The following is a 25,764-nucleotide window of genomic DNA, read 5'->3' as shown; positions in this document are numbered from 1 at the left end:
ACCGGGACTGCGGACACAGGGTACCGGCCTGGAACCTAAAACCTGGAACGTAAAACCTAAAACCGCCTATGCATTTCTATCGCCACATTTCCATGGACGAACTCCATTCTGCCAAGGTCGGCATCGCCCTTGGCAGCGGTGCGGCCCGGGGCATCAGCCATATAGGGATGCTCCAAGCCCTTGAGGAACTGGGTATCACCCCCTTTTGCATGGCCGGAACCAGTGTGGGCGCGATCATGGGGTCCATGTATACAGCCGGGAGATTCAAAGCCTATACCGCCAGACTCAGGCAATGGACCCGCAAAGACACCCTAAACATTCTGGACCTGGTTCTCCCGAAATCCGGACTGATCGAGGGGAATAAATTCATCGAATTCCACCGTCAGTATCTGAACATGCCCCGCTTCGAGGACTGCGACATTCCCATGGCCATGGTCATGACCGATGCCCGCACGGGCGACCAGGTCGTGGCCCAAACCGGGGACATCTGCAAGGCACTCAGAGGGACCATATCGGTTCCAGGCTTCATCACCCCAGCGCAGGACAACGGTCGTATCCTGCTGGACGGAGCCCTGGTCAACCCCCTGCCTATCGATATCTGTCGGGCCATGGGCGCGGATCTGGTCATCGGGGTGGACGTCAACTCCAAATTCATCAAATCCAAGATCCAGGGAAAAATCCCCGGTGCCAACCGATCCAAGCCCCTGCCTTCTTTTCTGAGCCAGCAAAATTTCATCACCTCCTGGGTCGAACGTTTGGAAGGCCATGATCTTTTTCCGAGCCAATTCTTCAACAAACTCATCCAGCGCAAAAATGACAATGGCTCGCAGGATATCTCTCTGTTCGAGATCCTCTCGAACACCATCGACATTATGGAAAATGCCCTCAAGGAAACCCGCCTGGCAAAGGATCCGCCGGACATTCTCCTCAAACCGGACACCCGGCAAATCAGCTTCCTGGACATACACCTGGCCAACGAGGCCATTGCCGCCGGAGAGAAAAGCGTCCGAGAAATGATGGATGGGATCAAAAAAACGGACAGATAATAATCCGAGAAGGTTAGGGTGTTGTTCCCGCAGCACGCACAGGGCCCACCAGAATATTTCTGGTGGGCCCTGTGCGTGCTGATACATCCTGGTTACCGGTCGGCGGGAACAAAACGAGCTGGTCGAAACCTAGGAATCCCTGCGGTCATCCACCCTTTTAGCCTTACCCTGGCTGCAGGGGAGGGTGTTGTGCTCGACCAGGTCCACTCTTGGGGTGATCAGGATTTCATCCCGGAGCTTGCGGGCGATGGACTGCTGCAATCCCTTCAAGACCCGCATGTCCTCTACAAAGAAATCATCTTTGACCTCGACCTTTATCCGCATCTGGTCCAGAAATCCTTCCCGTTCAAGAACGATAAGGTAGTTCTGACCCACTTCCGGAATCCCCATGAGCACCCGCTCGATCTGCATGGGATAGATATTGACCCCCTTGAGAATGATCATGTCATCGGCCCGGCCGAGAATCCTGTCGAGCCGACGATGGGTCCGGCCGCACGGGCAGTCACCGGGGAGGAACCGGGTCAGGTCCTTCGTCCGGTACCGGATGAGGGGCATACCCTCGCGGGCCAGGGTGGTCAGGACGAGTTCCCCGATCTCGCCGTCAGGCACGGGTTCGAGGGTTTCCGGATCAAGAATCTCGGCCAGATATGCATCCTCCCAGATATGCATGCCGTCCTGCTCCATGCATTCAAAGGCCACGCCCGGGCCATTCATCTCTGAAAGCCCATAGGAATTATACGCCTTGATCCCATAGATTTCTTCCACCCGCCGACGTACGGCCTCGGAGTGGGGCTCCGCACCGATGACCGCAACACGCAGCTCAAGAGAGCGCGGGTCCATGCCGATGGATTCGAATACCGTCGCCAAATGTAGGGCATAAGAGGGGATGATATGGATGACAGAAACGTGGAAATCCTTGAGCAACTTGATCTGCCGTTTGCTGTTCCCCGCCCCTGCAGGGATGGTGCAGCAGCCCAAGCGCTCGGCCCCATAATGGATGCCGAGGCCACCGGTAAACAGCCCGTAACCGGACATGTTCTGGAAAACATCCTCGGGTCGGATACCCACGCCATACATGGACCGGGCCATGAGATCGGCCCAGGTCTGGATATCGTTTTTCGAATAGAACACGCAGGTGGGAGAACCCGTGGTGCCGGACGAGGCATGCATCCGGTTCATCTCTTCGATAGACATGGCCAGCATGCCGTCGGGGTAATGCTCTCTCAGATCGTCCTTGGTGGTAAAGGGAAGTTTGCGGATATCCTCGACGGAATTGATATCAGCTATGCGCACCCCGGCCCTGAACAATTGGTCCCGGTAGAACCTGGACTTGCTGGCCTGGAAGGCCGCGTTCTTGAGACGCACCCCCTGGAGGGTGTCAAGGGATTCCCGGTCGAGTAATTCATTCTTGTGGAACACATCGTTGGTCATGATTCCCCGTCCTTGGGCTACAGGTCAGAAATTTTGGAGATTTGAAAAATTTTGGAAATTTGAGAGAGTTTGGGGATTTTGGGGACATAAGAGATTGGAAAGGGGGGCCGCTCCACCAATTTCTTGATTTTCTTACCGTCCCTAATTGCCCGCCATTTCTTCGGAAGGCGCGATATTGGCGAGATTTTCAAAGGCAGTGTATTTATTGAGGTACGTGAGTTCTACCGTTCCGGTCGGTCCATTACGCTGCTTGCCGATGATGATCTCGGCGATCCCCTTCTTGGGATTGTCCTCAGCCTGATTGTAGGCATCGTCCCGGTAGAGGAAGACGATGACATCCGCATCCTGCTCGATGGCCCCGGATTCCCGCAGATCGGAAAGCATGGGTCGCCGGTTGGTCCGTTCCTCGACCTTGCGGTTGAGCTGGGACAGGGCGACCACGGGCACGTGCATCTCCTTGGCCAGGGCCTTCAAGGTCCTTGAAATTTCAGATATCTCCTGTTCCCGGGAATCGATACGATGACTGGCCTTCATCAGCTGGAGATAATCGACGATGACCAGACCGAGATTTTTCTCGGCCTTGAGGCGACGGCACCGTCCGCGCATTTCCATGGTCCCGAGGGACGGGGTGTCATCAATATAGATAGGGGCCCTTGAAAGAACCTCGGCAGCCTCATAGAGCCGCTTCCAATCCTCGTCGTCCAAAAAACCGCTGCGCAGGTGACTCAAATCCACTTTTCCCCAGCAGCAGAGCATACGCATCATCAGCTGTTCCATGGACATTTCCAGAGAAAAGACCGCCGTGGGCACCTCATGCATGACGGCGGCCCGCATGCCCATATTCAGGGCAAAGGCGGTCTTCCCCATGCTCGGACGCCCTGCAACAATGATCAGGTCTGAGGGCTGCAGCCCTGCGGTCATCTCGTCGAATTTGTGATAGCTCGTGGGGACTCCGGTGACCAATTCCTTGCGTTCGACCCGTTTTTCCAGTTCGGAAAAAACGTCTGCAACCAGGTCCTTGGCCGACCGGAACACCGGTTTGACCTTGGCCTCGGAGATGGAAAAAATTTTCTGCTCGGACTGATCGAGCAGGGACTCCACGTTCTGGGAAGAATCGAAGCACTGGGAAAGGATGTCCGTGCTCGCTCCGATCAACTCCCTGCGGAGGGCTCTCTCCTTGACTATATTTGCGTGGAAGAGGGTGTTCGCGGCGTTGGGAACGGATTCGACAAGCGAGGTCAGGTACATCCCCCCGCCCACCTTATCCAGGTTGCCATTGGCCTGCAGAAATTCCGTCACCGACAAGAGATCGACGGGAATGCTCCGACGATACAGATCCTGGAACGCGGCAAAAATCATCCTGTGGACCGGAGAATAAAAATCATCCTCGACCAAAATATCCACCAGGGAATGGAACACCCCGTTGCGCAAAAAAACCCCGCCCAGAACGGCCTGCTCGGCCTCCAAATTCTGGGGGGGGAGTTTACGTAAAAGGTCGGCAGAGACCTTATCCAGACCTGCTGCCGACCCCTTGGATGCGGTATGTGGAGAACCGGCGTTATTCTTCTTCTGAAACTGGTTCAGCTGCGGGTTCTTCTGATTCGGATTCTGGTTCATCGGCTTTGTGTCCATGCGGTACGACCGAGACGCTCAATTCCGCTTTGACATCGGGATGCAGTTTAACTTCCAGAGTATACTCGCCCAAGGCACGGATGGGATCATCCAGCACGATCTTCCGCTTGTCCACCTCAACACCCATTTCCTTCAGGGCGTCGGCAATATTGACAGTGCTGACGGATCCATAAAGCTTGCCGCCTTCACCCACACGCACATCAATGACCACCCTGGCCTCGGCCAGCTTGTCGGCGAGTTCCTGGGCGGCGAAACGGATGGCGTCCATTTTTTCCTGCAACCGTTTGCGCTCGAACTCAAAGGCCTTTACATTGGCCTTGGTGGCCAGCATGGCATATCCTTGAGGGACGAGGTAATTACGGCCATACCCGGGCTTGACGGTAACCATGTCACCGAGCCTTCCAAGATGATCGATATCTGCTCGCAAGATAAGTTTCATAAGGCAACTCTCCTAAATAGTCCGTTTCTTGACATCGGAACTATGCGTAGCAGTATAATACAACAAGGCCATTTGACGGGACTTCTTGATCTCGCGGGTCAATGTCCGCTGATGCTTCGCACATGTGCCGGTAATACGCCGGGCAATGATCTTTCCACGGTCGGTGATAAAATCCTTAAGGATCTCGGGATGTTTGTAATCCAGGGGAAGTTCCTTGTTCTCGCAAAAACGGCAGAATTTTCTCCGGGGTGTAAAACGACGTTTGTAGGCCATGTTATTCTCCCTCCGGCTCGTAGGTGTCGGCAAGCTTGACGGTCAGAAACTTGAAAATACCGTCGGCAATGCGGATATTCCGTTCCAGTTCGGTGACGGCTCCACCGGGCAGGGCATACTCCAGCCGGGTGTAGTAGCCGCGCATGACCTTCTGGACGGGATAGGCCAACTCACGGATCCCCCAATCGTCCACGACCAGGACCTTGCCCGCGTCGCGTTCGATAATCCCGGACACGTTATCCAGGAGTTCCTGCCGTGCCTCGGAACCCATTTCAGGGCTCATCAGCAACAGGGTTTCATACTTTTGCAACATCGAATAAACCTCCTTGCGGTCTATTGGCCCTTCCTGTGCGCGCCCAAAAACGGATGGGAGCGGGAAGAGCAAGGAAAGAGGGGTTTTTATTTTTTTTGGAGGGGGATGTCAATGGGATTATAACTGGTTTTAGGTTTTAGGTGGCAACCCCCGGGACAACATCCGGAATCCCAGGCGTCAACATGTTCAATAGGGGCAATGGGGTCAACAGGGTCAGCAGCCCCATCACAGCGACAGCCGGGTGACCCTGTTGCCCCCATTGACCTTGTTGACAAGCCTCTTCTACCTCCCGTCTCCCTTTCTTTTATCCCGCGGTATATTCCCTCTCATTCTGCCCCAGCAGACAAAAAACCTCGTAGGCAATGGTCCCCCACCAGCCGGCCAAATCCTCGGGGGTGACGGGGTTGTCCCCCTGGCCGCCAAGAAGATGGACCGTATCGCCGGGCACAGCCGACGGAACATGGGAAATATCCACGGCAGTCATCTGCATACATACCCTTCCGACAATGGGTACTCGCTGGCCGTGGACGACCATTTCCGCCCTGTTGGACAGGCCGCGGGAGTAGTTGTCCGCATAGCCCGCCCCGACAATGGCCACGCGCATGTCGTGGGGGGCGTAAAAGGTCCGACCGTAGCTGATGGGGGCGCCCTTGGCCAGATCATGGACGGCAATGATCCTGGTGGTCACGTCCATGGCGGGCCTGAGCCCTTCGGCCTTGGCCTCCCACTCGGTCCCGGCAAAGGGATTGCTCCCGTACAGGGTGATGCCGGGTCGCTGGGCGTCAAAGGCGAGTTCGGGATAGGCCTGGATGGCTGCCGAATTGGCCAAGCACCTCTTGAAGGCAAGGCCGCCTCCGGCCAGGTCATCACACATTCCGGTGAACACGTCCCCCTGATGGAGCACAAAATCCCGGCTCTTGGGCTCGTCAGCAGTGGCCAAGTGGGAACAGACCATGTGCAGCCGGACGAACTCCGCCTTTTCCAGCCAGGAACGGACCTTCCCGATCCCACCAGGAGCAAAACCTATCCTTCCCATGCCCGTATCCAGGGCCAGAGCCACATCGAGAACTCTTCCCTGCCTCTTGCCCTCCTCTTCGATCAGGCGCAGTTGCTCCTCACGGCAGACAAAGGGCATGATATCGTACTCCCACATCATGGGATATTCCTCCGGAAGCAAGGGGCCAAGCAAAGAAAGGATCTTCCCTGCAAAGGGAACCAGCCGCAGGGCCGCGCCCTCGCCCACGGTTCCGATGGCCATGGTCTCGGCCCCGCAACGGGCCAAGAGCGAAGCCACCGGACCGATACCGTGCCCATAGGCATCGGATTTGACCACAGGAATGGGGCCCGGCGCCTTGGCAGCGATGAGGCGAAAATTGTTCTCCAAAATCTTCAGATCGATCCTGGCCCGGACATGGTTGTACCAGATAGTCATAAGGCGAATCCGTTTGGTTGTTTTTGTTAAATAGGACCATCAGGCCCGGGCAAGGCAAAAGCCCACGTATGACCACAGAGATCGGGATGCAAGAAAGCCCAATCGTATCCGACAGTGCGTGGCTAAAACCCAACACGCTCAGACTTCACCAGGGGGATATTTTCACCCCGGTTGCGTCCGTTCTCCTTTGCCGAATACAGCGCCACATCGGCATGTTTGAGCAGGTCATCGACCTCGACACATATGTCGAGTCCGGCAACGCCGAGACTGACCGTGGAATGCACCACACGGCCGTCATCGAGCCGGACGTGTGCCTGCTCCACAGCGGCCCGGAGCTTTTCGGCTACAAGCAAAGCCTGGTCAAGCCGTGTTTCAGGCAGCCCAACGACAAACTCCTCGCCGCCGATGCGTCCAAGAATGTCCACCCCTCGGAGCACGTTTTTCGAAGTGGCGGCAAGTATCCTCAGGATATCTACTGAAGGGTGAGACGGACATAATATCCTTGACGCCCCCGGGCCACAAGCAGAATGAGACTATTCTGCATTCTATACCGTTTGAAGGCCAGGGCATAATCCTTGGGATCCTTCATCGGTTGCCCGGCTTTGCGTACCCGGTTCCCATTCTCCCTGCTCGATCATTCCGAAACAGGGACAAACAGGTATCCTTATAGTGTTCCTCGAACATACGCATAGCGTCTCCTGCTGCCAGCTTTTCGATGCGGTGCAGGACGAGATCCCCGTCCTGCACCGCATCATGCAGTCTGGTCCGGTTTGTATACTCCATGGCCTGCAATTTCAATAAATCCCATTCCACCTCCCAACCCGAACATGCCCTGCCTGTCCTTTCATCCCCATGCGGAACATACCCTTTAGTTGCGCATCTCGAACAAAAACGTATTTTTCCTTGTCAAACATGTTGCCCACATCATATGGGAAGCCAAAGAATCAGAGTCAGATCAAACGTTCTCTATACCCAACCCGGAGGGCCGGTATGAGCCTTTTTCCTGATACAGTCAGACTGACGACAATCGTTTTTCTGCTGTGCGCATGTCTTAACGGTACGGCCATGGCTGATGGCGGAATCGATCCGGCCGACCCCATGGTCAGGATCACCTACGCCAAAAGTGATCTGGACGTCCCGGCCGTGCTCGCCGGAGTCAGCAGGGACGTCACCGCTTCCACAGGCATTGAGGAACGTTTCATCACCTACTACTGGCAGACCTTCGACGCCATCCATTGCATGGGCAAACCCGCAACCGACAAACCCATGTTCGTGGATCTCTACGTGCCCGGTTTTTTCACGGACGATCAGGTTTCCCAACTGATGACCGCCATTGCCGACTCTCTGAAAAAGCGAACCGGCGTGGACAAGGAATGGGTGTTCATCCACACGCACTTTCCCCTGCAGGGGCAGGTCTACATCAGCGGGCACGTGGAACACTGGGACAACTATCGGGGCCGTCCCGCCCTCTCTGACGACAACAAATGACAAATCGATAACGGCCGGTTTGCCGATACACGAGGCAGAGACGTTTCACTGCCAGGCAGCTATGTGGAACCCCTGTTTTTGGGTAATGACCGATGCATATTGCGGTTTGGGGATGCTGCTGACTTGGCGAATCTGATGGCTTGAACGGGCATGCATCAACCTGTTTCGACTCAAAAAAAACGGCGGCATCACCTCATGATGCCGCCGTTTCACGTATCTGTCATCTGCCAGTATGACTACACCACCCAGTCATCCCCTTCTTCGATGGGGGTGAAACCGCGGCGCATGGTGTTTTCCGTGACCACCCTCGGGTCCATGAACTGGACCAGGTAGTCGGGACCGCCGGTCTTGGAACCGATGCCGGACATATTGAAGCCGCCAAAGGACTGGCGTTCGACAATGGCCCCGGTGGACCCCTTGTTCAGGTACAGGTTGCCGACCCTGAATTCCTTGCGCGCCTTTTCCAGATTTTTGGGGCTCCTGGTGAACACCGCCCCGGTCAAGGCGTAGTCCGTGGCATTGGCCCATCCGATGGCCTGGTCGAAATCCCTGACCTTCATCACGGCCAGGACCGGCCCGAAGATCTCTTCCCGGGCGGTGGTGTGCTCGGGACGGATGTTTTCGACAATGGTCAGGGGGGCGTAGTAGCCGGGGACATCGATGTCGTCGCGGCAGACCAGGACCTCGCCTTCCTGCTTGGCGATCCCGATGCACTTCTTGATTTTTTCCAGGGCCTCCTCGCTGACAACGGGTCCCATGTAGTTGGCCGGATCTTCGGCAGAACCGATGGCCAGGGACAGGGCAGCCTCCTTGAGCCTTCTGACAAACTTTTCATAGATGGGCTCGAGCACGATGACCCGGGAACAGGCCGAACATTTCTGCCCCTGGTAGGCAAAGGCGGAATAGATGATAGCACGGACGGCCTCGTCAAGGTCGGCGTCGTCGTCCACGATGATGGCGTTCTTGCCACCGAGTTCGGCCACGACCTTCTTGATCTGCTTCTGCCCTTCCTGGACCTTGGCCGCCTTCTCGATGATCCGAAGACCAACAGGCTTGGACCCGGTAAACGCGACCATGGACAGGGTGGGCTGCTCGACCAGGTAGTCCCCCATCACGCTGCTGCGGCCGGGCACAAAATTGAACACACCGTCAGGCACACCGGCCTCGCGCAGAACCCGGGCCAGGGTGCTGCCGATCATGGAGGAAGGTCCGGCAGGCTTGTACAGAACACAGTTCCCCGCGACCAGTGCGGCCGTGGTCATGCCCGCGCTGATGGCAAAGGGAAAATTCCATGGCCCGATGACCGCGGCGATGCCCTTGCCCTGGTAGAAATAGTCGTTCACCTCGCCGGGGGCGTTGCCCATCCTTCTGGGTGGACCGAGCCGGAGCATCTCCTTGGCATAGTATTCCATAAAATCGATGCCTTCTCCCACATCGGCATAGGCCTGATCCCATTGCTTGCCCACCTCGAGAACCTGCCAGGCAGAAAGCTCGAAAATATTCTTCCGGGCGATGTCCGCGGCCCGCAGCAGGAGTTCCGCCCGCTTTTTGGGCGAGGTATCCCGCCAACCTGCCATGGCCGTGGCCGCTGCCCCCATGGCCATGTCGATCTCAGCCTGGCCCGCCTGGCAAACCTGACCGATGATTTCCAAAGGATCGGCCGGGTTGACCGAATCCATCCGGTCGTCAGTAAACACCTCCCGACCGCCGATGAACAGGGGGCAGACCTGCCCGCACTCGGCACGGACCTTTGCGATGGCCTCGGGGAACCCGTCCCTGACGCTCTTTTTGGTGAAATCGGCAAAGGGTTCGTTCTCGATGACCGATTGTCTGCCCTGTTTTTTGGCAGGCTTGTTCTTGAGTTCCCGCTCCAGGCTCATGGCCGGATCTTCCAAAAGGCGCTCGATCTCGGCCTCTTCGGCAAAACTCTGACGCAGGAAGGATTCGTTGGCCGTATTCTCCAGAAGCCGCCGCACCAGATAGGCCATGCCCGGCAGAAGATCGCCGTACGGGGCATACAGCCGGACCCGCTTGGCCACATTGAGCAGCCCCTTGCGCACGGGTTCGGCCATGCCGTAGAGGATCTGGAATTCATACCGCTCTTCGGGCACGCCGAGCTTTGTGGCCGTCTCCATGACTGCGGAGACAGTGCGGATATTGTGCGAACCACAGGCAAAATGGCAGATATCGTGGTTTTCAAGAATCGTGGCCGCCTGCCGCTCGAAGGCAATATCGCTCTCGGGCTTGTTCACATACACCGGGATGTCCCAGCCGTTCTGCTTGGCAATGACCGTTTCATAATCCCAGTAGGCCCCCTTGACCAGACGGATGGAGATGGGAAGGCCCTCGTTGCGGGCCCATTCGAGCATGGCGCTCAGGTCGCTGTCCGTATCTTTCAGATAGCTCTGCAGGACCACGGTGAGGTGGGGGTACTCCCTGAACTCTTCCGAGGACCGGATTCTACGGTAGCACTCGAGGGTAATGTCCTTGAAGGCATACTGTTCCATGTCGATGCACAGATGGCCGCCCATCTCCCGGACCTTGCGAAAAATGGGAATGACCCGCTCGCAGATCCCTGTGACCGAGCCCTCGAAATCCGAAGGATGGGCCTGGGAGAAAAGACAGGAGGGTTTGACCGAAATATTGATCCTGGGCGCGTGCCCCCAGTCGAGTTCCCCGGTGCTGTCGAGATTGTTCCACTTTTTGTACGAGGAAGTCAGTCCCTCGAGCAAATCCAGATAGGACTGCATGTACTGCTCGGCCTCGGCCTCGTTCACCGATGCCTCGCCCAGAATATCGATGGTAAAGGCGAAATTGTCCTTGCGCAGCCTGGCCAGGGTTTTCAAAGCCTGCTTGGTGTTTTCCCCGATGATGAATTGTTTGGCCATGCCCTCGATGTTCGCACGGATGGTCTTGGACATGACCTTGGAGGCCAGCTTGCCCCCGATGCCCGTGGCCCCTTTGGCCCCCCATTTCATGACCGCGGGAATGTCCTGGTTGTCGGCCGCAAAGTATTCCTGGATGTGCCGGTTCAGGGAGTCACCCGTGTTCAGGTAGGGAAGGACATCCACGAAGCGAAAGAGTTGGACCTTGAAATTCTCGTTCTGCATGGCCCAGTCCATGACCTTTCCGGTCCACCACCCCTTGTTGAAGATGGACGGGGCCTCACCGCTGATGCTGGCGAAAAATTCCTTGCCGCGTGCGGCAATATGCTGATTCATGTGATCGTCGGCCATGCGTGTCTGTCCTCCATGTTTTGGTTTAGTGCCCCATTTTTTTGCGTTTATGACTCGGCCTGCGCGTCTGCAGCTTTTCCATGGGCAGCCCGAGGGATTCCTTGATGGAATCCAGGACCAGTATGGTCCGGGTATCGCTCACTTCGGGGGTCTCGCCTATGGATTTGAGCAGGTCCACCAGATCGTCCGTATCCTTCAGACGGGCCTGGAGCATGTACGAATATTCTCCGGCAATAAAATGCACGGTCTGGATATTGGGAAGCTCGGCCAGCCTATGTCCCACTGTGGTCTTGCCCACCTTTTCCTCGGTCTTGACCTGGATGAACACGGTCAGGGGAAGTCCCAGGGACTTGGCATCGAGACGCACCTCATAGCCTTTGATGATCCCCGCCTTTTCCAGCTTTTTCTTGCGTTCCAGAATGGCGGACGGAGCCATGCCCAATTCCCGGGCCATGTCCGCGTTGGACACCCTGCCGTCTTTTTGAAGAATATTTAGTATTTCAGCGTCAAGGCTATCGATCATTCTCTATAATCCTTTTTTTTGAGCATATAGTTCAAATATACATATCAGGTCAAGAATATCCGTCAAAAATTCTTCTCCGGAACCGGACACTGAGACGTAGAAACACCCTTTTGCACACGACCTTCCGTTGCCACCATCTTCTAAATCACCTATGAGAGGGCATGCCCGGCCAGGGAACATCCCGGCCGGAACATTTCCATATTATACCATTTTCACTAAATTCCGGTCAAAGAAAAGCGGTTGGAAGCCGCTTCTACCTTGCGGATCTGACTTTCCAAAAAAGAATCAGAACAACGTAAAAATGGTAGTATTATCGAGGAGTAGACCATGAAACTACTACGAGCCCTGCGCATGGAGCGCTGCATCGGCTGCTATTCGTGCTCCCTGGCCTGTTCCAGGCTGGTGCATAAATCCCTTTCATGGGAACGGGCGGGCATACGCATCCATTCTGCCGGAGGATTGAGCACGGGGTTTTCCGCCCAGGTCTGTCTGGGGTGCGACCCGGCACCCTGCGCCGCTGTCTGCCCCACCGGAGCCCTGACCCAGCGTCAGGGCGGGGGCGTGGTATTCAAGAAAAAACGGTGCATCGGGTGTGGGGAATGCGCTCCCGCGTGCCCGGTCGACGCCATCCTCATGGACCGGGAAACCGGCCTACCCGTCATGTGCATCCACTGCGGACGGTGCGTTGATTTCTGCCCGCACGACTGCCTGGAAATGGTTGACGTGGGTAGGGACAGCGTCAAGGGCGGGAAGGTAACGGAGGAAAAACCCGGCACCGGGCTGGAGTCTCCCCACAAGGAGGAAGAATCATGACAGACCTGTTCAATGTCCTTCACGTGGACCTCTCCAACGGCAGATCCAGAGTTATGAACATTCCGGGACGCCACACTTGGCTCGGGGGCTCGGGCCTGGCCGCCCTGCTCTTCGAACGCTTCGGGCTGCTGGACGGACCTGCGGACCATCCGGACCAGCCTCTGGTTTTCGCCATCGGCCCTCTGACCGGGTTCTATCCATTGATGAGCAAATGCGTTCTGGGATTCAAGTCCCCATACCATAACCAGTACGCCGAGACCCACGCGGGGGGACGACTGGCCCTGGCCCTGCGCTTTGCCGGATACGAGGCCCTGGTGGTCACCGGACGGGCCCACAGGCTGTCCTGTCTGCAAGTGGGGAATAGAAAAGTCGGGGTAAAGGACGTCCATTTCATGGAAGGCATGGACATCTTCAAGACGGGCAAACTGCTCAGGACCATGTACCGGGAACACTCGGGGCATAGATCCATCCTCCGCATCGGTCCGGCGGGCGAGAACGGATGCGCCTTTGCGGCCATCAACGTGGACAGCTATCGCCATTTCGGACGTCTGGGTGCCGGCGGGATCATGGGTGCCAAAAACCTCAAGGCGATCATCGTTTCCGGCAACAGGGGATTCGACCTGGGTCCCTTCAAGGAATATCCCAAGGTGTACAAGGAGATTTTCCATGCGGCCACGGCCTCGGAACTGATGCAGAAATACCATGACCTGGGCACGGCCGAAAACTTGAAGAAACTGGACCGTTCAGGCTCGCTGCCCTGGCGCAACCTCGCCCAGACATCTGACAGCGAAAACATCGACGGGATTTCCGGAGAGACCTTTGCCAGGGATCTTCTTCTCAGGCAGACAGCGTGCGCCGGATGCCCGGTGGGTTGCATCCATGTGGGTCTTTTGCGGGAAAAATTCGGACCGGAAAACGAATTCCTGTACCGGCAGGTGGCCTACGACTACGAACCCATCTTCGCCGTCGGGTCCATGCTCGGGATAGCAAAGGCCCCGGAGGTCCTGACCCTGCTCGAGGACGTGGAACGCGCCGGGCTGGATGTGATGAGCGCGGGGGTCGCCCTGGCCTGGGCCACCGAAGCCCTGGAAAAATCGACCATTACGACGGCGGAGACCATGGTACCGCTGGCCTTTGGCGAGCTCGCCCCCTACAGACAGGGACTGGAATTTCTGGGAACCCCGCCCAATGCATTTTACCGAACACTGGCTCAGGGCACCATGAAAGCTGCTACGGAGTACGGGGGCAAGGACTTTGCCTGCGTACTCGGCCAGGAGATGGCCGGCTACGCCACCGGCGAGAACTTCTTTGCCGGCCAGGCCCTGGGGTTCAGACATTCCCACCTGGACACCGGCGCCTACGCCTTTGACCAGAAAAACGGTACCAAGGATGTGTCCACGGCCCTGGAATTCCTGCTCCAGGAAGAGCGCGAGCGCATCCTGCTCTGCTCCATGGTGGCCTGCCTGTTCGCCCGCAAGGTGTACACCACTAAACGACTTATCAAGGCCATGACCGCCCTGGGTCTGGAAGAGATGGCCGAGAACCTGGAAGAAAAAAAAGCGGCCATCCAGGCCAAACGCTGGGAACTCAGGTGCAAGACGGGATTCAAGCCGGACAAGGTGACCATCCCCAAGCGGTTCCAGGAGGTCGTGACCGCCCGGGGGCCGGTGGACTGGGCATATATGGACGAGCTTGTCAGGGCGTATGGACGATCCATCGAGGCATTTCTGCCTCGGGAATGAAGGGCATAGCAACCGACAAACATTCCATACAGAAAAGATAGTGAAGGGCAAAGAAAGGGAGAGTCGACGAGAGGAAGGATGATCAAACGGAGGGTTTTCCAAGACGCAGGTGATAATCCCTGCGCAACGCTGAAAAGGCAAAGGTCTCGTTTTTCACGTATAGTCCCTGATTGAACATGGCCCCATGCCCCACGATATGATATAATTGTTCCTTCCCCAATCCAAGATGTTTACAGGTGTATCCCATGAGATGAATATCGTGGAACCAGCGGCACCCTATGTCCAGAAGATAATCGCCGCAGGTTCCATATGCTCCGAACGGGTATGCCGTTCCATAAGGTATTGTCGCTTGCTTGTACGTTTTCAGATTAACGAGGCAGGAGTATTCGTTTACTCTACAACAGGGAAGGGGCCAGGGATTGGTTCGGTATTCCTCACAAAAATCCTTGAGGTGATACAGAAATCCCTTCCACCCACCTTGCGGATCGGCATCGAGGTAAAGGGCACGTAACTCATCAAGATCCGGTCGATATTTTTGGTAGCGGGTCCCATCGCACAGCCCCGCCCAACGTGCGGGACAATTGTGACACATGCCTATCCTGCCGACTGCCATATGATCGCCGATGCTTGCGAGATATGCTCCCACCACATCTGCATGATGAACCACGTCATTATGCATGATGTACACATAGTCGGCGTCCGAATGCTCCATCCCGTATTGATAGCGCAACCCGAGGCGAGATTCCTCATCGAAAAATTTTTCAGGATTGACGGCATGGACCCAAAACCATGCCTTGGGTGTGTAGTAGACGACCTTGTTTGCAAGCGGCTCAAGGATTTTTTTAACCGTATCAATCTGGTATGTTTTGTTTTTTTCTTCAAAGATCACATAGATAATATTGATGTGCTTATGGGAATACTTGAGTAACGATAGTATGCTCAAGCCAGTTTGATAGGGCTTGCCCAGCACATTTATGATCGCGTCGACTGGTTTTTTCATGCTTATCTTGGGTTAAAATCACAGGAAGCAATTCGGAGGCCGCACCACTTCCCGTCGAAACACTTAGACACAATTTTCTTGCTACCGACCCAGTTTGTCCTTGAGCATCACCTGTTTGGCGTACTTGCTGTTCTTGAGAACAATGCGCGAGGTGTTGGCCAGGTTATCCTTGATCTTGGAGCATATCCACTGGGTTGCGGTCTTGCCGTCCTTGTTGTCCACGATGACGTAGTAATCCAGGGTGGAACGATCGTATTTTTCGGCATGGAAGGTTCCTGCGCTCCACCAGCCGTCAACGCCTTTCTTGTGTTGCCAGTCCTTGTCGCAGAAACGGAAAGTCAGGATGGGTTCGCCCGGGCACTTCTTCGCCCAGAGTGAACGGGTTTCCTGCTCGATCTCCCCCTTGTCCATGCGCTCGGCCGCTTTTACGGCAATATCCATGTTCTTGCGGATTCCGGCGGTGTAGCGCTGCAGATCGGTGAAATCACGTTTCTGCGTATAGTTGAGCTTGGCCGGTGTTGCCGGGGAAGACGCCGTCTTTTCCGTACCCGCCTTCTGAGCCGCAGCTTGGGTCGCCCCGATCCGCTGATTCAGATACGCGATGAGCCCGTCCGCAATCCAAAAGGGGAGACGTTCTGCAACGTCTCCCCTTTTCCAGTATATCAAATCAATGCACTATCTAACCCTACCCTCACGCCAGGCCTGGACCAGCTTGTCGTAACTCACGGTCTCGCCCTGGGGCTTTTCGTTGGCCATCTTGGCCTTGGGGGCGCCGGGCTGGCTCAGCCAGTAGTCGGCGCTCTTTTTGGGATTGAGCTTGGGACCGCAGGCGCCCTGGACATCGGCACGTTCCAGACGCATGAGCACCTTGTCCATATTCTTGGCCAGGTTGTCCATGGCCTCCTGGGGGGTGACCTCGCCGGACAGGGTTTCCCCGATGTTCTGCCACCAGAGCTGTGCCAGCTTGGGATAATCCGGAATATTGGTTCCCGTGGGGGTCCAGGCGACACGAGCCGGACTGCGGTAGAATTCAACCAGGCCACCCAGCTTGGGGGCGACTTCGGTCATGGCATTGGTCATCAGGTCGGATTCCCGGATGGGGGTCAGACCGACCAGGGTCTTCTTCAGGGAGGTGGTCTTGGCTACGCAGAACTGAGCGTACAGCCATGCGGCCTTCATACGGGCTTCGGGGGTGGACTTGAGGAAGGTCCAGGAACCGCAGTCCTGGTAACCGAGCTTCATGCCTTCTTCCCAGTAAGGACCATGGGGCGAGGGAGCCATGCGCCATTTGGGCAGCCCCTTTCCGTCCACAACGGGGGTACCGGGTTTGACCATATCTGCGGTGAATGCGGTGTACCAGAACATCTGCTGGGCCACGTTCCCCTGGGAGGGAACCGGGCCGGATTCGTAGAAGGTCATACCCAGAGCCTCGGGCGGAGCGTATTTCTGGAGCCATTCCATATACTTGGTGAGAGAATAGACAGCGGCAGGCCCGTTGGCCGCGCCACCGCGCTCAACACTGGTACCCACGGGACGACACCCGTCCACACGCATACCCCATTCGTCAACGGGCTTGCCGTTGGGCAGCCCCTTGTCGCCGGCACCGGCCATGGACAGCCAGGCATCGGTGAACCGCCAGCCAAGATCGGGACTCTTCTTGCCGTAGTCCATATGGCCATAGACGCGTACGCCATCAATGGTCTTGACCTTGTCGGTGAAAAATTCCGCGATGTCCTCATAGGCGGACCAGTTGACCGGCACACCGAGCTCGTATCCGTAAATTTTCTTGAACTTCTTTTTCAGATCGGGACGCTGGAACCAGTCGTACCTGAACCAGTACAGATTGGCGAACTGCTGATCGGGAAGCTGATACAGCTTGCCGTCAGGGCCGGTAGTGAAGGATTTGCCGATGAAGTCATCAAGATCCAGGGTGGGCAGGGTGACGTCTTTGCCATCGCCGACCATGAAATCGGACAGGGGGAGCACGAAACCATAACGCATGTGGGTCCCGATCAGGTCGGAGTCGTTGATGTACCCGTCATAGATGTTCTTGCCCGACTGCATCTGCGTCTGGATCTTTTCAATGACATCACCTTCGCCGATCAGGTCATGGGTGACTTTGATCCCGGTGATCTCGGCAAAGGCCTTGGCCAACGTCTTGGCCTCATACTCATGGGTGGTGATGGTTTCCGAGACGACCTTGATGTCCATCCCCCGAAAGGGTTTGGACGCTTTGATGAACCAATCCATCTCTTTCATCTGCTCGGCCTTTGACAGGCTGGACGGCTGGAATTCCTGGTCCACCCATTTTTTGGCCGCAGTCTCGTACTGACCGTCAGCGGCAAACCCGGAACCGGCCATGCCCACAAGGGCGATGCAGGTCAGGGTAATCGCCAAGGGATACAACAACTTCGACAGGTTTGACTTCATGCTCTCCTCCATTTGGTGAAAAGTGTTCCTACGCTACGTCAACACCAGACAGTATATACGTCCGTCCAATCTCGCCTATCCGGACAGAGAACCTATCCCTTCCAGATGATAAACACGAGAAAACACGCGGAAATGAGCGTGGCACAATACAGAGGAGCGGTCACAAGCCCGATCCAGGCCAGATGGATATACGCGCTCCCCAAAAGCCCGATGAAGAGCCGATCCCCCCGGGTGGTCACCATGGGCAAAAACCCCTTGCGCGGCACCGTTGGGCACAACGCCTGCCACACCCCCATGGTAAGAAGCATCACCCCGATAAAAACAAAAAACCATGCCGTAACCGGCGTCCAGGCCATCCATTGCATATTCATGGTCACTATCCTCACATCAATTCATTCAACTCACCGTCAATCAGGTCAACAGCAACGGGTCATTAATTTGGTCACCGAAGGCTAGAGACAAGGCATGCTTTGTCTCTATGTCATTCCACCGACACAGCACAACGCGAAGTTGGGTCAAAACGTGCCCAGGTGCAAGGCGCAAGGGATTTTGAAACCGCAGTGTATACCAATACATGAGGATTTCAAAATCCCGCAGCAACGCCGCAGGTGGGTGCGTTTTGGCCCAACTACTACACGCGCCCCATGGCAAACCCCTTGGCCATGTAGTTCCTCACAAACCAGATAACGATGGTCCCCGGAATGAGCGTCAGCACGGCAGCCGCTGCCAGCCCGCCCCAGTCCATGCCCGAGGCGCTGATGGTCCGGGTCATGATGGCGGCGATGGGCTTGGCGTTCACCGTGGTCAAGGTCCTTGCAAGAAGCAGTTCCACCCAGCTGAACATGAAGCAGAAGAACGCGGTCACACCGATCCCCGCCTTGATCAGGGGGATGAAAATGGTGATGAAAAACCGGCCAAACCCATATCCATCAATGAACGCGGTCTCATCGATCTCCTTGGGTACCCCGGACATGAACCCTTCCAGAATCCACACGGCCAGGGGTACGTTGAACAGACAATGTGCCAGGGCCACGGCGATATGGGTGTCAAACAACCCCACCGTCTGATAAAACTGGAAAAACGGGAGCAGAAACACGGCCGGGGGAGACATTCTATTGGTCAGAAGCCAGAAAAACATGTGCTTGTCCCCGACGAACGCGTATCTGGAGAACCCGTAGGCAGCGGGCAGGGCCACGGCAAGGGAGATGGCCGTGTTCATGACCACATATTTGATGGAATTGACATACCCCATGTACCAGGACGGATCCGTGAAGATCATGGCGTAGTTGGCCAGGGTAAAATGGTCGGGGATGAGGTTGAACCCCCCGAGAATCTCGTCCGTGGTCTTGAAGGACATGTTTAGAAGCCAGTACAGGGGAAGGGCCAGGAAGACGAGATAGGTCACCAGGGCCACGAGTTTCACATTGATTCTCATTGTCCGTCTCCTTTGCCGATATTCATCATGGCCGTGTAGAACACAAAACAGAACAGCAGGATGATCAAGAAGTACATCAGGGAAAAGGCCGCCGCCGGTCCGATGTCAAACTGGCCCAGGGCCATCTTGGTCAGATACTGGCTGAGAAAGGTTGTGCAGTTGCCCGGGCCGCCGCCGGTGAGCACAAAGGGTTCGGTGTAGATCATGAAACTGTCCATGAACCGCAGAAGCACGGCGATGAGCAGGACCCCTTTGAGCTTGGGAAGCTGGATATAGCGGAACACGGACCACTTGGAGGCCCCGTCGATGCGTGCGGCCTGGTAATAGGCCTCGGGAATGGCCTGCAGCCCGGCGTAACAGAGCAGAATGACCAACGGCGTCCAATGCCAGACCTCCATGACCACCACGGTGAGCCAGCTGTCGAGTGAGTTGGCCGTGAAATTGTAATCGATGCCCAGCCAATTCAAGAATACCCCGGCAAGTCCGATGTCAGGGCGGGCAAAGACCACCCAGGTGGTCCCCACAACATTCCAGGGAATGAGCAGGGGCAGGGCCAGGACGACCAGACAAAAGGATGCACCCCAGCCTTTTTTGGGCATGGTGAGCGAGATGCCGATGCCCAAAGCCAACTCGATGCTCAGCACGGTGAAAGAAAAGATGATCTGCCGCAGCAGCGCCTCGTGCAGCCTGCTGTTATGGAGCATATCCCGGTACCATTCCGTGCCCACGAAATAGGCCTGGCCGGGTCCAAAGATATCCTGGACCGAATAATTGACCACGGTCATGAGCGGAATGATCGCGCTGAAGGCCACGACGGCAAAGACCGGCAGGATCAGGAACCAGGCCTTGTTGCTTTCCCACTTGTTCATCAGCCCACCTCCACGTCCATGAGTTTGTCGTCACAAAAGAGCTTGGTCTTTTCAGGAGAAAAGCAGATCCAGCAGTCCGTCCCCGTTGCCGGGACATAGGTCCCTTCGATCCGTCGGGACTTGAGGGTATTCTTGCCCACCTTCAGGGTAACGATCCTACTGCTCCCCTCGTCTTCAACGCTCACGACCCGGGCCGATATCCCGTTGTCGCAGGGTTCGGCCGCAAGATCGAGATACAGCGGTCGGATACCAATCTGAAATTTTCCGCCCATCCCCCCCGCCTTTTTCGCCACGGGTTCGGGAAGGGCCAGAGAACCGGCCGAAAACACGGCCCTGCCCCCTTCAACCGTGCAGTCCAAAAAATTCATACCGGGGCTGCCGATAAAATAGCCGACAAAGGTATGGGCAGGATGCTCGAAAAGCTCTTCAGGCGTGCCGATCTGGACCAGCCGCCCTTCGTACATGATGACGATCTTTTCGGCAAAGGTCATGGCCTCGGTCTGGTCGTGGGTCACGTAGATGAGGGTCAGGCCGAACTGTTTGTGGATCTCTTTGAGTTTGCGCCGGAGCTGCCATTTGAGATGGGGATCAATGACCGTGAGGGGTTCGTCGAACAGGATGGCGGCCACATCGTCGCGCACCAGCCCGCGGCCCAGGGATATTTTCTGTTTGGCGTCCGCAGCCAGCCCGCTGGCCCGCTTGTCCAAAAAAGGGGTCAGATCCAGGGCTTCGGCGATCTCATGGACCCGTTCCTTGATAAAGGTCGGGTCCTTGCCCCTGTTTTTCAGGGGGAAGGCAAGGTTATCGAACACGGTCATGGTGTCGTAAAGGACCGGAAACTGGAAGACCTGGGCGATGTTACGTTTTTCAGGGGGAAGAGCGGTCACATCCCTGTCGTCATACAGAATCCGTCCCTGGCTCGGCGTGAGCAGCCCGGAGATGAGATTGAGCATGGTCGTCTTGCCGCACCCCGAGGCACCGAGCAGGGCGTAAGCCCCGCCGTCCTCCCAGACGGTATTGACCTCCTTGATGGCATAATCCTCGGGTCCGGCCGGGTTGTTCCGGTAACTGTGAGCAATGGAATCGAGCTTGATCTGGGCCATGAAATCCTCTGAAGACCTCTAGTTTTCCGGGGAAACCACCAGGTTCCCCTGTTCGTCAAAGACATAGAAATATTGGGGACGGACATACACGCACACCCCGTCGCCCACCCCCCGGGAGTGGACCCCCTGTTCCTGCATGACCAGGGAGCGGTTGCGATAATGGAAATGGAGAAAGGTCTCCGAACCGTTGATCTCACTCAGCTCCACGCGGGAGCAGATCTCAACGTCCCGTTCGGAATAGGGGTGCAGGCTGAAATGGTGCGGCCGGATGCCGAACTGGTAGATGCCGGGTTTAAGTCCCTTGAGATGCCCGGTGAGGGGAAAATCGATATTGATACGCAGGTGCGCCGTGGTCCCGTTCACCTCGGCCCGGACGAAATTGATGGGGGGATCGCTGAACACTTCGGCCACCTTCATTGTGGCGGGATGGCGATAGATCTCCGAAGTGGGACCGACCTGCAGAACACGTCCCTCGTGCATGACAATGATATTCCCCCCGAGCATGAGGGCCTCGGAGGGCTCGGTGGTCGTGTACACGACAATGGATTCGCGCTCGGCAAAGATACGCAAAAGTTCGTCCCGCAACTCCTCGCGCAACTTGTAGTCCAGGTTCACCAGGGGTTCATCCATAAGCAAAAGCCGGGTGTCCTTGGCCAGGGCCCGGGCAATGGCCGTGCGCTGCTGCTGCCCCCCGCTGAGTTCCTCGGGGAGACGGTCCAGAAGCTCCGTCAGATGGAGCATCCCGGCGATAGACCGGACCCGCTGGTCGATCTCTGCCTTGCTCATTTTTGTGTTTTTCAGGGGGGAGGCGATGTTCTTGTAGATATTCAGGGAGGGATAGTTGATGAATTGCTGATAGACCATGCCCACGTCGCGCTTGCGCACCGAAACCCCGGTGACGTCCCCGCCGTCCATGAGCACCTCGCCCGAGGTGGGTTTGTCCAGACCGGCCATGATCCGCAACAGGGAAGTCTTACCGGCCAGTGTCCGCCCCAGGATCACATACCTGGAGCCTGATTCCAAAGTGAGGTCGATGTCCTTGAGATGCATCTCCCCTGCCACAATTTTGTCAATATTGGCCAGTTCAAGCCCCATGCATACCTCGCTGTTAGCCGATCTTCGGGTCGTGTTTGTCGTGTTTGACGTGCGCTTTGCCTTATCAGAGTTGGGACGATAAGGCAATGAGATAATGCAATTTATCGGAATGTCTTTCCCCAATGAAAAACCTTGTCTGGTATGGGTTGCCCGACCATATCATCGGAAATGGCAAAAAAAATTTCTCCACAAATCCGGGATGTTTTGTTACGAAATAGTGATTAGTGATTAGCGAAAGGAGAAGGGAGGCAGGGAGACGGGAGAACGGAGACGAAAACGTCATCCCGGACTTGGTCCGGGATCTCCATGGCGGTGGCGTCGCTTTGACATTGTGCCCACCTCTCTGACGTCCAAGATCCCGGCCTGCGCCGGGATGACGCGTATATTCCACACACCACTGACCACTTCCATCCCCCCCCCTTACCCCTTACCCCTTGACCCTTAACCCTTAACCCAACCCGACTCACACATGCCCATCCAAACCCAAGTACTGATCATCGGCGGCGGGGCCACGGGAACCGGCCTGGCCAGAGACCTGAGCCTGCGGGGCGTTTCCTGCCTGCTGGTGGAAAAGCGGGACATCAATGCAGGAGCATCGGGCGGAAACCACGGCCTGCTGCACAGTGGAGCCCGGTATGTGGCCGGGGACAGCGAAGCGGCCATGGAATGCCGCGAAGAGGGAGAAATCCTCCGGAAAATCGCCCCCCAATGCATCGAAAAAACAGGCGGGCTCTTTGTGGCCGTTGCCGGGGATGACGAGAATTATGTGGCCGATTTTCCGGACATGTGCCGCAAGAGCGACATTCCCTTTACCGAAATCTCACCGGACCACGCCCGGGAGCTGGAACCCTGTCTGTCAGAGGATGTCATCGGCGCCTTTGGAGTGGAGGACGGTGCCATCGACCCGTTCATGCTCTCCCTGGACAATCTGGCCCATGCACAGTCCCTGGGCTGCAAGGTGGTGCGCAACGCACGGGTCACGGGATTCGACATCGCGAACAAGACCATCACCCGTGTTCGGCTGACCAACGAAACAACGGGGGAAGAATTCCACATTCAGGCCGAATCCGTGGTCAATGCGGCCGGGGCCTGGGCCGGGACCATCGCGGCCATGGCCGGGGCCGAAATCCATATCCTCTATTCCATGGGCAGTCTTCTGGTGACCCAGGACCGGCTCGCCGGACGGGTCATCAACCGTCTGCGCAAGGCCTCGGATGCGGACATTCTGGTTCCCGGAGGTACGGTTTCCGTGCTCGGAACCACGTCGGTGCGCATCGACGATCCCGAAAGATGCCGACCGACCATCGAGGAGGCCGACCGGATGATCGACAACGCCACGGCCATGATCCCGGTCCTTGAAACCACCCGATATATCAGGGCCTATGCGGGCGTGCGCCCCCTGGTCCTCACGGGAGACGCAGCGGACGGCCGCAGCGTGAGTCGCGGGTTCTCCCTCATCGACCACCAAAAGGACAACGTGGATAATTTCATATCCATCACCGGGGGCAAGCTCACCACCTACCGGCTCATGGCCGAAAAAACGGCCGACATGGTCTGCGCCAAACTTGGGATCGATACTCCCTGTACAACCCGGACCACCCCACTCCCATCGTCTACCAAGGGCCATTGGACCGAACCCGGGTTTGCTCCCAGATCGTGGATCAGGGACAAGGCGGACGACGATCTCATCCTGTGCGAATGCGAGATGGTCTCCCGCAAAGGGGTCGATCAGATCATCGAAAACATGGACCACATGCGCGGCAGATCCATGCTCACGGCCATCGGCCTCAGAAGCCGGGTAGGCAAGGGTCCCTGCCAGGGCGGATTCTGCGGTCTGCGTATTACCGGCCACCTCTATGACCAGGGCCATGTCACGGGCGATCAGGGCATCAAAGAACTTGCCAACTTTATCGAACGCCGCTGGCAGGGATTTGCCCCCATCCTCTGGGACCGCCCCCTGATGCAGGCAGAGCTCCAGGAGGCATTGTATTGTGGGATGCTCGATCTTGAACTCCAGGGAAACAGATAGAAAAGAGGTAAATTTTAGAGAGTTGAGAGAGTTTAAAATTACAAACGGGTAGGCAACCATCCCCCTTCACCAAAAAATCTCCGTAGGGGCAGGCCCTACGAAAATGGCGTTATATCGACCTGAAAAATTACGGAAAAATGATGACCGATCACAAACAGACATACGACATCATGGTCATGGGCTCGGGATTTGCCGGCATGGGCGCGGCCCTGTTCGCGGCCGACAGGGGATTGAGCGTGGCCCTGTGCGGGTCCACCGGAGGGATCGATTTCAGCACCGGACTCATCGACCTCATGGGGGTGCACCCCGTGGAACAGGGCAGATATTGGAACGACCCATGGGGGGCGCGCGAGGCAGTGGTCCGGGACATTCCCGACCACCCCTATGCATTGGTGAGCAGGGAACAGACCGAACAGGCCATTGACGGATTCTGCGATTTTCTGGCCGCACAGGGATTGCCGTACACGGGATATGATGGAACCAACGCCCAGATCCTCACCCCCCTGGGGACGGTCAAACCGACTCTGAAGGTGCCGGTATCGGCCTGGCAGGGAGTCCGGGCATTGCAGGATAAGGCGTCAACATTGATCGTTGATTTCGACGGACTCAAGGGATTCAGCGGCAAACAGATGGTCGAAAACCAAGGGACGAACTGGCCGGGACTGCGTAGCGCAACCATCGACTTTCCCGGATGCGGTGGAGAGCTCTACCCCGAGCACCTGGCCTGGATGATGCGCGATGCTACCGTGCGCGAGCACCTGGCCAAACGGGTCCTTGCCCTGGGCCATGACACGGCCTACATCGGCTTTCCTGCCATCCTCGGCATTGCCGAGCCCATGCGCATTCTCGAACACCTGCAAGCTCTCACCGGAAAAACGATCTTTGAAATCCCCACTCTGCCCCCGTCCATCGCCGGAACCCGGTTGCGCCAGGCCTTTGATCGGGGACTGCCCGGCAAGGGGGTCCGGACCTTTTCCCAGAAGATGGTTCTGGACGCCTCCATGCCGGGGGAGAGTAGCGCCCCCTTTGTCTTTCAGATGGGATCAACGCGGCCGGAATTGACAGTCAAGGCCCGGTTTGCCCTGTTGGCCACGGGACGGTTTCTCGGCAAGGGATTGGGGGCCGACCGCACAACCATCCGGGAAACCGTGTTCGGTCTCCCGGTCACCCAGCCGGGCCCAAGAACCACCTGGCACAAGCAAACTTTTTTCCACCCCCGGGGCCATCCCATCAACCGATGCGGCCTGGAGGCGGACGCGGCCATGCGCCCGGTTGACGGCGCGACCGTTCCCATCCACCCGCGTCTTTTTGCGGCAGGAGCAATCCTGGCCCATCACGACTGGATGCGCATGAAATGCGGAGCCGGTCTGGCCCTGGCCACGGCCTTCCAGGCGGTGGCCCATATCTGCGAGCACCACAAGGCACAAGGATAACC

The 25,764-nt window shown here is 56.8% G+C and carries 24 protein-coding genes; 6 read left to right on the top strand and 18 right to left on the bottom strand.

The window, feature by feature from the left end; all coding sequences use genetic code 11:
- Window positions 1-68: 68 nt before the first annotated feature.
- Window positions 69-1,046, top strand: a complete 978-nt coding sequence (locus ACY692_RS05170) for a patatin-like phospholipase family protein (RefSeq protein ID WP_462324278.1) — start codon at window positions 69-71, stop codon at window positions 1,044-1,046.
- 129 nt (window positions 1,047-1,175) lie between these two features.
- On the opposite strand, the gene ACY692_RS05165 is transcribed toward ACY692_RS05170, so the two are convergent.
- The 8 genes from ACY692_RS05165 to ACY692_RS05130 form a co-directional block, all read right to left on the bottom strand.
- Window positions 1,176-2,477, bottom strand: coding sequence for a phenylacetate--CoA ligase family protein (locus ACY692_RS05165; RefSeq protein WP_462324277.1), 1,302 nt, complete (start codon window positions 2,475-2,477; stop codon window positions 1,176-1,178).
- 141 nt (window positions 2,478-2,618) lie between these two features.
- The gene (dnaB, locus tag ACY692_RS05160; protein WP_462324276.1) at window positions 2,619-4,094 is read right to left on the bottom strand and encodes a replicative DNA helicase; all 1,476 of its coding nucleotides are present in this window, start codon (window positions 4,092-4,094) and stop codon (window positions 2,619-2,621) included.
- The gene (gene rplI, locus ACY692_RS05155; RefSeq protein ID WP_462324275.1) at window positions 4,036-4,548 is read right to left on the bottom strand and encodes a 50S ribosomal protein L9; all 513 of its coding nucleotides are present in this window, start codon (window positions 4,546-4,548) and stop codon (window positions 4,036-4,038) included. The genes dnaB and rplI overlap by 59 nt, the downstream gene beginning before the upstream one ends.
- 12 nt (window positions 4,549-4,560) lie before the next feature.
- A complete protein-coding gene (gene rpsR, locus ACY692_RS05150) occupies window positions 4,561-4,821 on the bottom strand; it encodes a 30S ribosomal protein S18 (RefSeq protein WP_462324274.1) in 261 nt (86 codons plus the stop codon).
- 1 nt (window position 4,822) lies between these two features.
- Window positions 4,823-5,131: a 30S ribosomal protein S6 gene (rpsF, locus tag ACY692_RS05145; protein ID WP_462324289.1), complete on the bottom strand. Its 309-nt coding sequence runs from the start codon at window positions 5,129-5,131 to the stop codon at window positions 4,823-4,825.
- 307 nt (window positions 5,132-5,438) lie between these two features.
- Window positions 5,439-6,566, bottom strand: a complete 1,128-nt coding sequence (gene alr, locus ACY692_RS05140; RefSeq protein ID WP_462324273.1) for an alanine racemase — start codon at window positions 6,564-6,566, stop codon at window positions 5,439-5,441.
- 122 nt (window positions 6,567-6,688) lie between these two features.
- Window positions 6,689-7,027: a GGDEF domain-containing protein gene (locus ACY692_RS05135; protein ID WP_462324288.1), complete on the bottom strand. Its 339-nt coding sequence runs from the start codon at window positions 7,025-7,027 to the stop codon at window positions 6,689-6,691.
- Between the two features lie 124 nt (window positions 7,028-7,151).
- Window positions 7,152-7,349, bottom strand: coding sequence for a hypothetical protein (locus ACY692_RS05130; RefSeq protein WP_462324272.1), 198 nt, complete (start codon window positions 7,347-7,349; stop codon window positions 7,152-7,154).
- A gap of 207 nt (window positions 7,350-7,556) precedes the next feature.
- Here ACY692_RS05130 and ACY692_RS05125 point away from each other — a divergent pair, with 207 nt between their 5' ends.
- Window positions 7,557-8,054, top strand: coding sequence for a hypothetical protein (locus ACY692_RS05125; RefSeq protein ID WP_462324271.1), 498 nt, complete (start codon window positions 7,557-7,559; stop codon window positions 8,052-8,054).
- 236 nt (window positions 8,055-8,290) lie between these two features.
- Here the strand turns inward: ACY692_RS05125 and ACY692_RS05120 are convergent, their stop codons facing one another.
- Both ACY692_RS05120 and ACY692_RS05115 read right to left on the bottom strand, forming a co-directional pair.
- Complete coding sequence (locus ACY692_RS05120) at window positions 8,291-11,290, bottom strand: proline dehydrogenase family protein (protein WP_462324270.1); 3,000 nt, start codon at window positions 11,288-11,290, stop codon at window positions 8,291-8,293.
- Between the two features lie 25 nt (window positions 11,291-11,315).
- A complete protein-coding gene (locus tag ACY692_RS05115) occupies window positions 11,316-11,813 on the bottom strand; it encodes an Lrp/AsnC family transcriptional regulator (RefSeq protein ID WP_462324269.1) in 498 nt (165 codons plus the stop codon).
- 327 nt (window positions 11,814-12,140) lie between these two features.
- Between ACY692_RS05115 and ACY692_RS05110 the strand changes: the two genes are divergently transcribed.
- Entirely contained in the window at window positions 12,141-12,626 is a 486-nt protein-coding gene (locus tag ACY692_RS05110) for a 4Fe-4S dicluster domain-containing protein (RefSeq protein ID WP_462324268.1), read from the top strand.
- Window positions 12,623-14,368: an aldehyde ferredoxin oxidoreductase N-terminal domain-containing protein gene (locus ACY692_RS05105; protein ID WP_462324267.1), complete on the top strand. Its 1,746-nt coding sequence runs from the start codon at window positions 12,623-12,625 to the stop codon at window positions 14,366-14,368. The genes ACY692_RS05110 and ACY692_RS05105 overlap by 4 nt, the downstream gene beginning before the upstream one ends.
- A gap of 82 nt (window positions 14,369-14,450) precedes the next feature.
- On the opposite strand, the gene ACY692_RS05100 is transcribed toward ACY692_RS05105, so the two are convergent.
- The 8 genes from ACY692_RS05100 to ACY692_RS05065 form a co-directional block, all read right to left on the bottom strand.
- Window positions 14,451-15,368 carry a hypothetical protein gene (locus ACY692_RS05100; RefSeq protein ID WP_462324266.1) on the bottom strand — a complete coding sequence of 306 codons (918 nt, stop codon included), beginning with the start codon at window positions 15,366-15,368 and terminating at the stop codon, window positions 14,451-14,453.
- Between the two features lie 81 nt (window positions 15,369-15,449).
- Window positions 15,450-16,034: a hypothetical protein gene (locus ACY692_RS05095; protein ID WP_462324265.1), complete on the bottom strand. Its 585-nt coding sequence runs from the start codon at window positions 16,032-16,034 to the stop codon at window positions 15,450-15,452.
- Window positions 16,035-16,043: 9 nt separating this feature from the next.
- Window positions 16,044-17,798 (bottom strand): ABC transporter substrate-binding protein, encoded by a 1,755-nt coding sequence (locus ACY692_RS05090; RefSeq protein ID WP_462324264.1) that lies wholly within the window; start codon window positions 17,796-17,798, stop codon window positions 16,044-16,046.
- 92 nt (window positions 17,799-17,890) lie between these two features.
- Window positions 17,891-18,169 (bottom strand): DUF2160 domain-containing protein, encoded by a 279-nt coding sequence (locus ACY692_RS05085; protein ID WP_462324263.1) that lies wholly within the window; start codon window positions 18,167-18,169, stop codon window positions 17,891-17,893.
- Window positions 18,170-18,429: 260 nt separating this feature from the next.
- Window positions 18,430-19,233 carry a carbohydrate ABC transporter permease gene (locus ACY692_RS05080; RefSeq protein WP_462324262.1) on the bottom strand — a complete coding sequence of 268 codons (804 nt, stop codon included), beginning with the start codon at window positions 19,231-19,233 and terminating at the stop codon, window positions 18,430-18,432.
- Entirely contained in the window at window positions 19,230-20,102 is an 873-nt protein-coding gene (locus ACY692_RS05075; protein ID WP_462324261.1) for a carbohydrate ABC transporter permease, read from the bottom strand. The genes ACY692_RS05080 and ACY692_RS05075 overlap by 4 nt, the downstream gene beginning before the upstream one ends.
- Window positions 20,102-21,205 (bottom strand): ABC transporter ATP-binding protein, encoded by a 1,104-nt coding sequence (locus tag ACY692_RS05070; protein ID WP_462324260.1) that lies wholly within the window; start codon window positions 21,203-21,205, stop codon window positions 20,102-20,104. The genes ACY692_RS05075 and ACY692_RS05070 overlap by 1 nt, the downstream gene beginning before the upstream one ends.
- A gap of 18 nt (window positions 21,206-21,223) precedes the next feature.
- A complete protein-coding gene (locus tag ACY692_RS05065) occupies window positions 21,224-22,300 on the bottom strand; it encodes an ABC transporter ATP-binding protein (RefSeq protein ID WP_462324259.1) in 1,077 nt (358 codons plus the stop codon).
- A gap of 469 nt (window positions 22,301-22,769) precedes the next feature.
- On the opposite strand from ACY692_RS05065, the gene glpA reads away from it, so the two are divergent.
- On the top strand, window positions 22,770-24,329 hold the full coding sequence (gene glpA / locus ACY692_RS05060) for an anaerobic glycerol-3-phosphate dehydrogenase subunit GlpA (protein ID WP_462324258.1): 1,560 nt from the start codon (window positions 22,770-22,772) through the stop codon (window positions 24,327-24,329).
- Between the two features lie 140 nt (window positions 24,330-24,469).
- Entirely contained in the window at window positions 24,470-25,762 is a 1,293-nt protein-coding gene (glpB, locus tag ACY692_RS05055; protein ID WP_462324257.1) for a glycerol-3-phosphate dehydrogenase subunit GlpB, read from the top strand.
- The last annotated feature ends 2 nt before the right edge of the window (window positions 25,763-25,764 follow it).

Source organism: Desulfoplanes sp. (assembly GCF_054921335.1).
The sequence above is the reverse complement of the archived record's forward strand: the minus strand, read 5'-3'. Positions and strand labels throughout refer to the sequence as shown.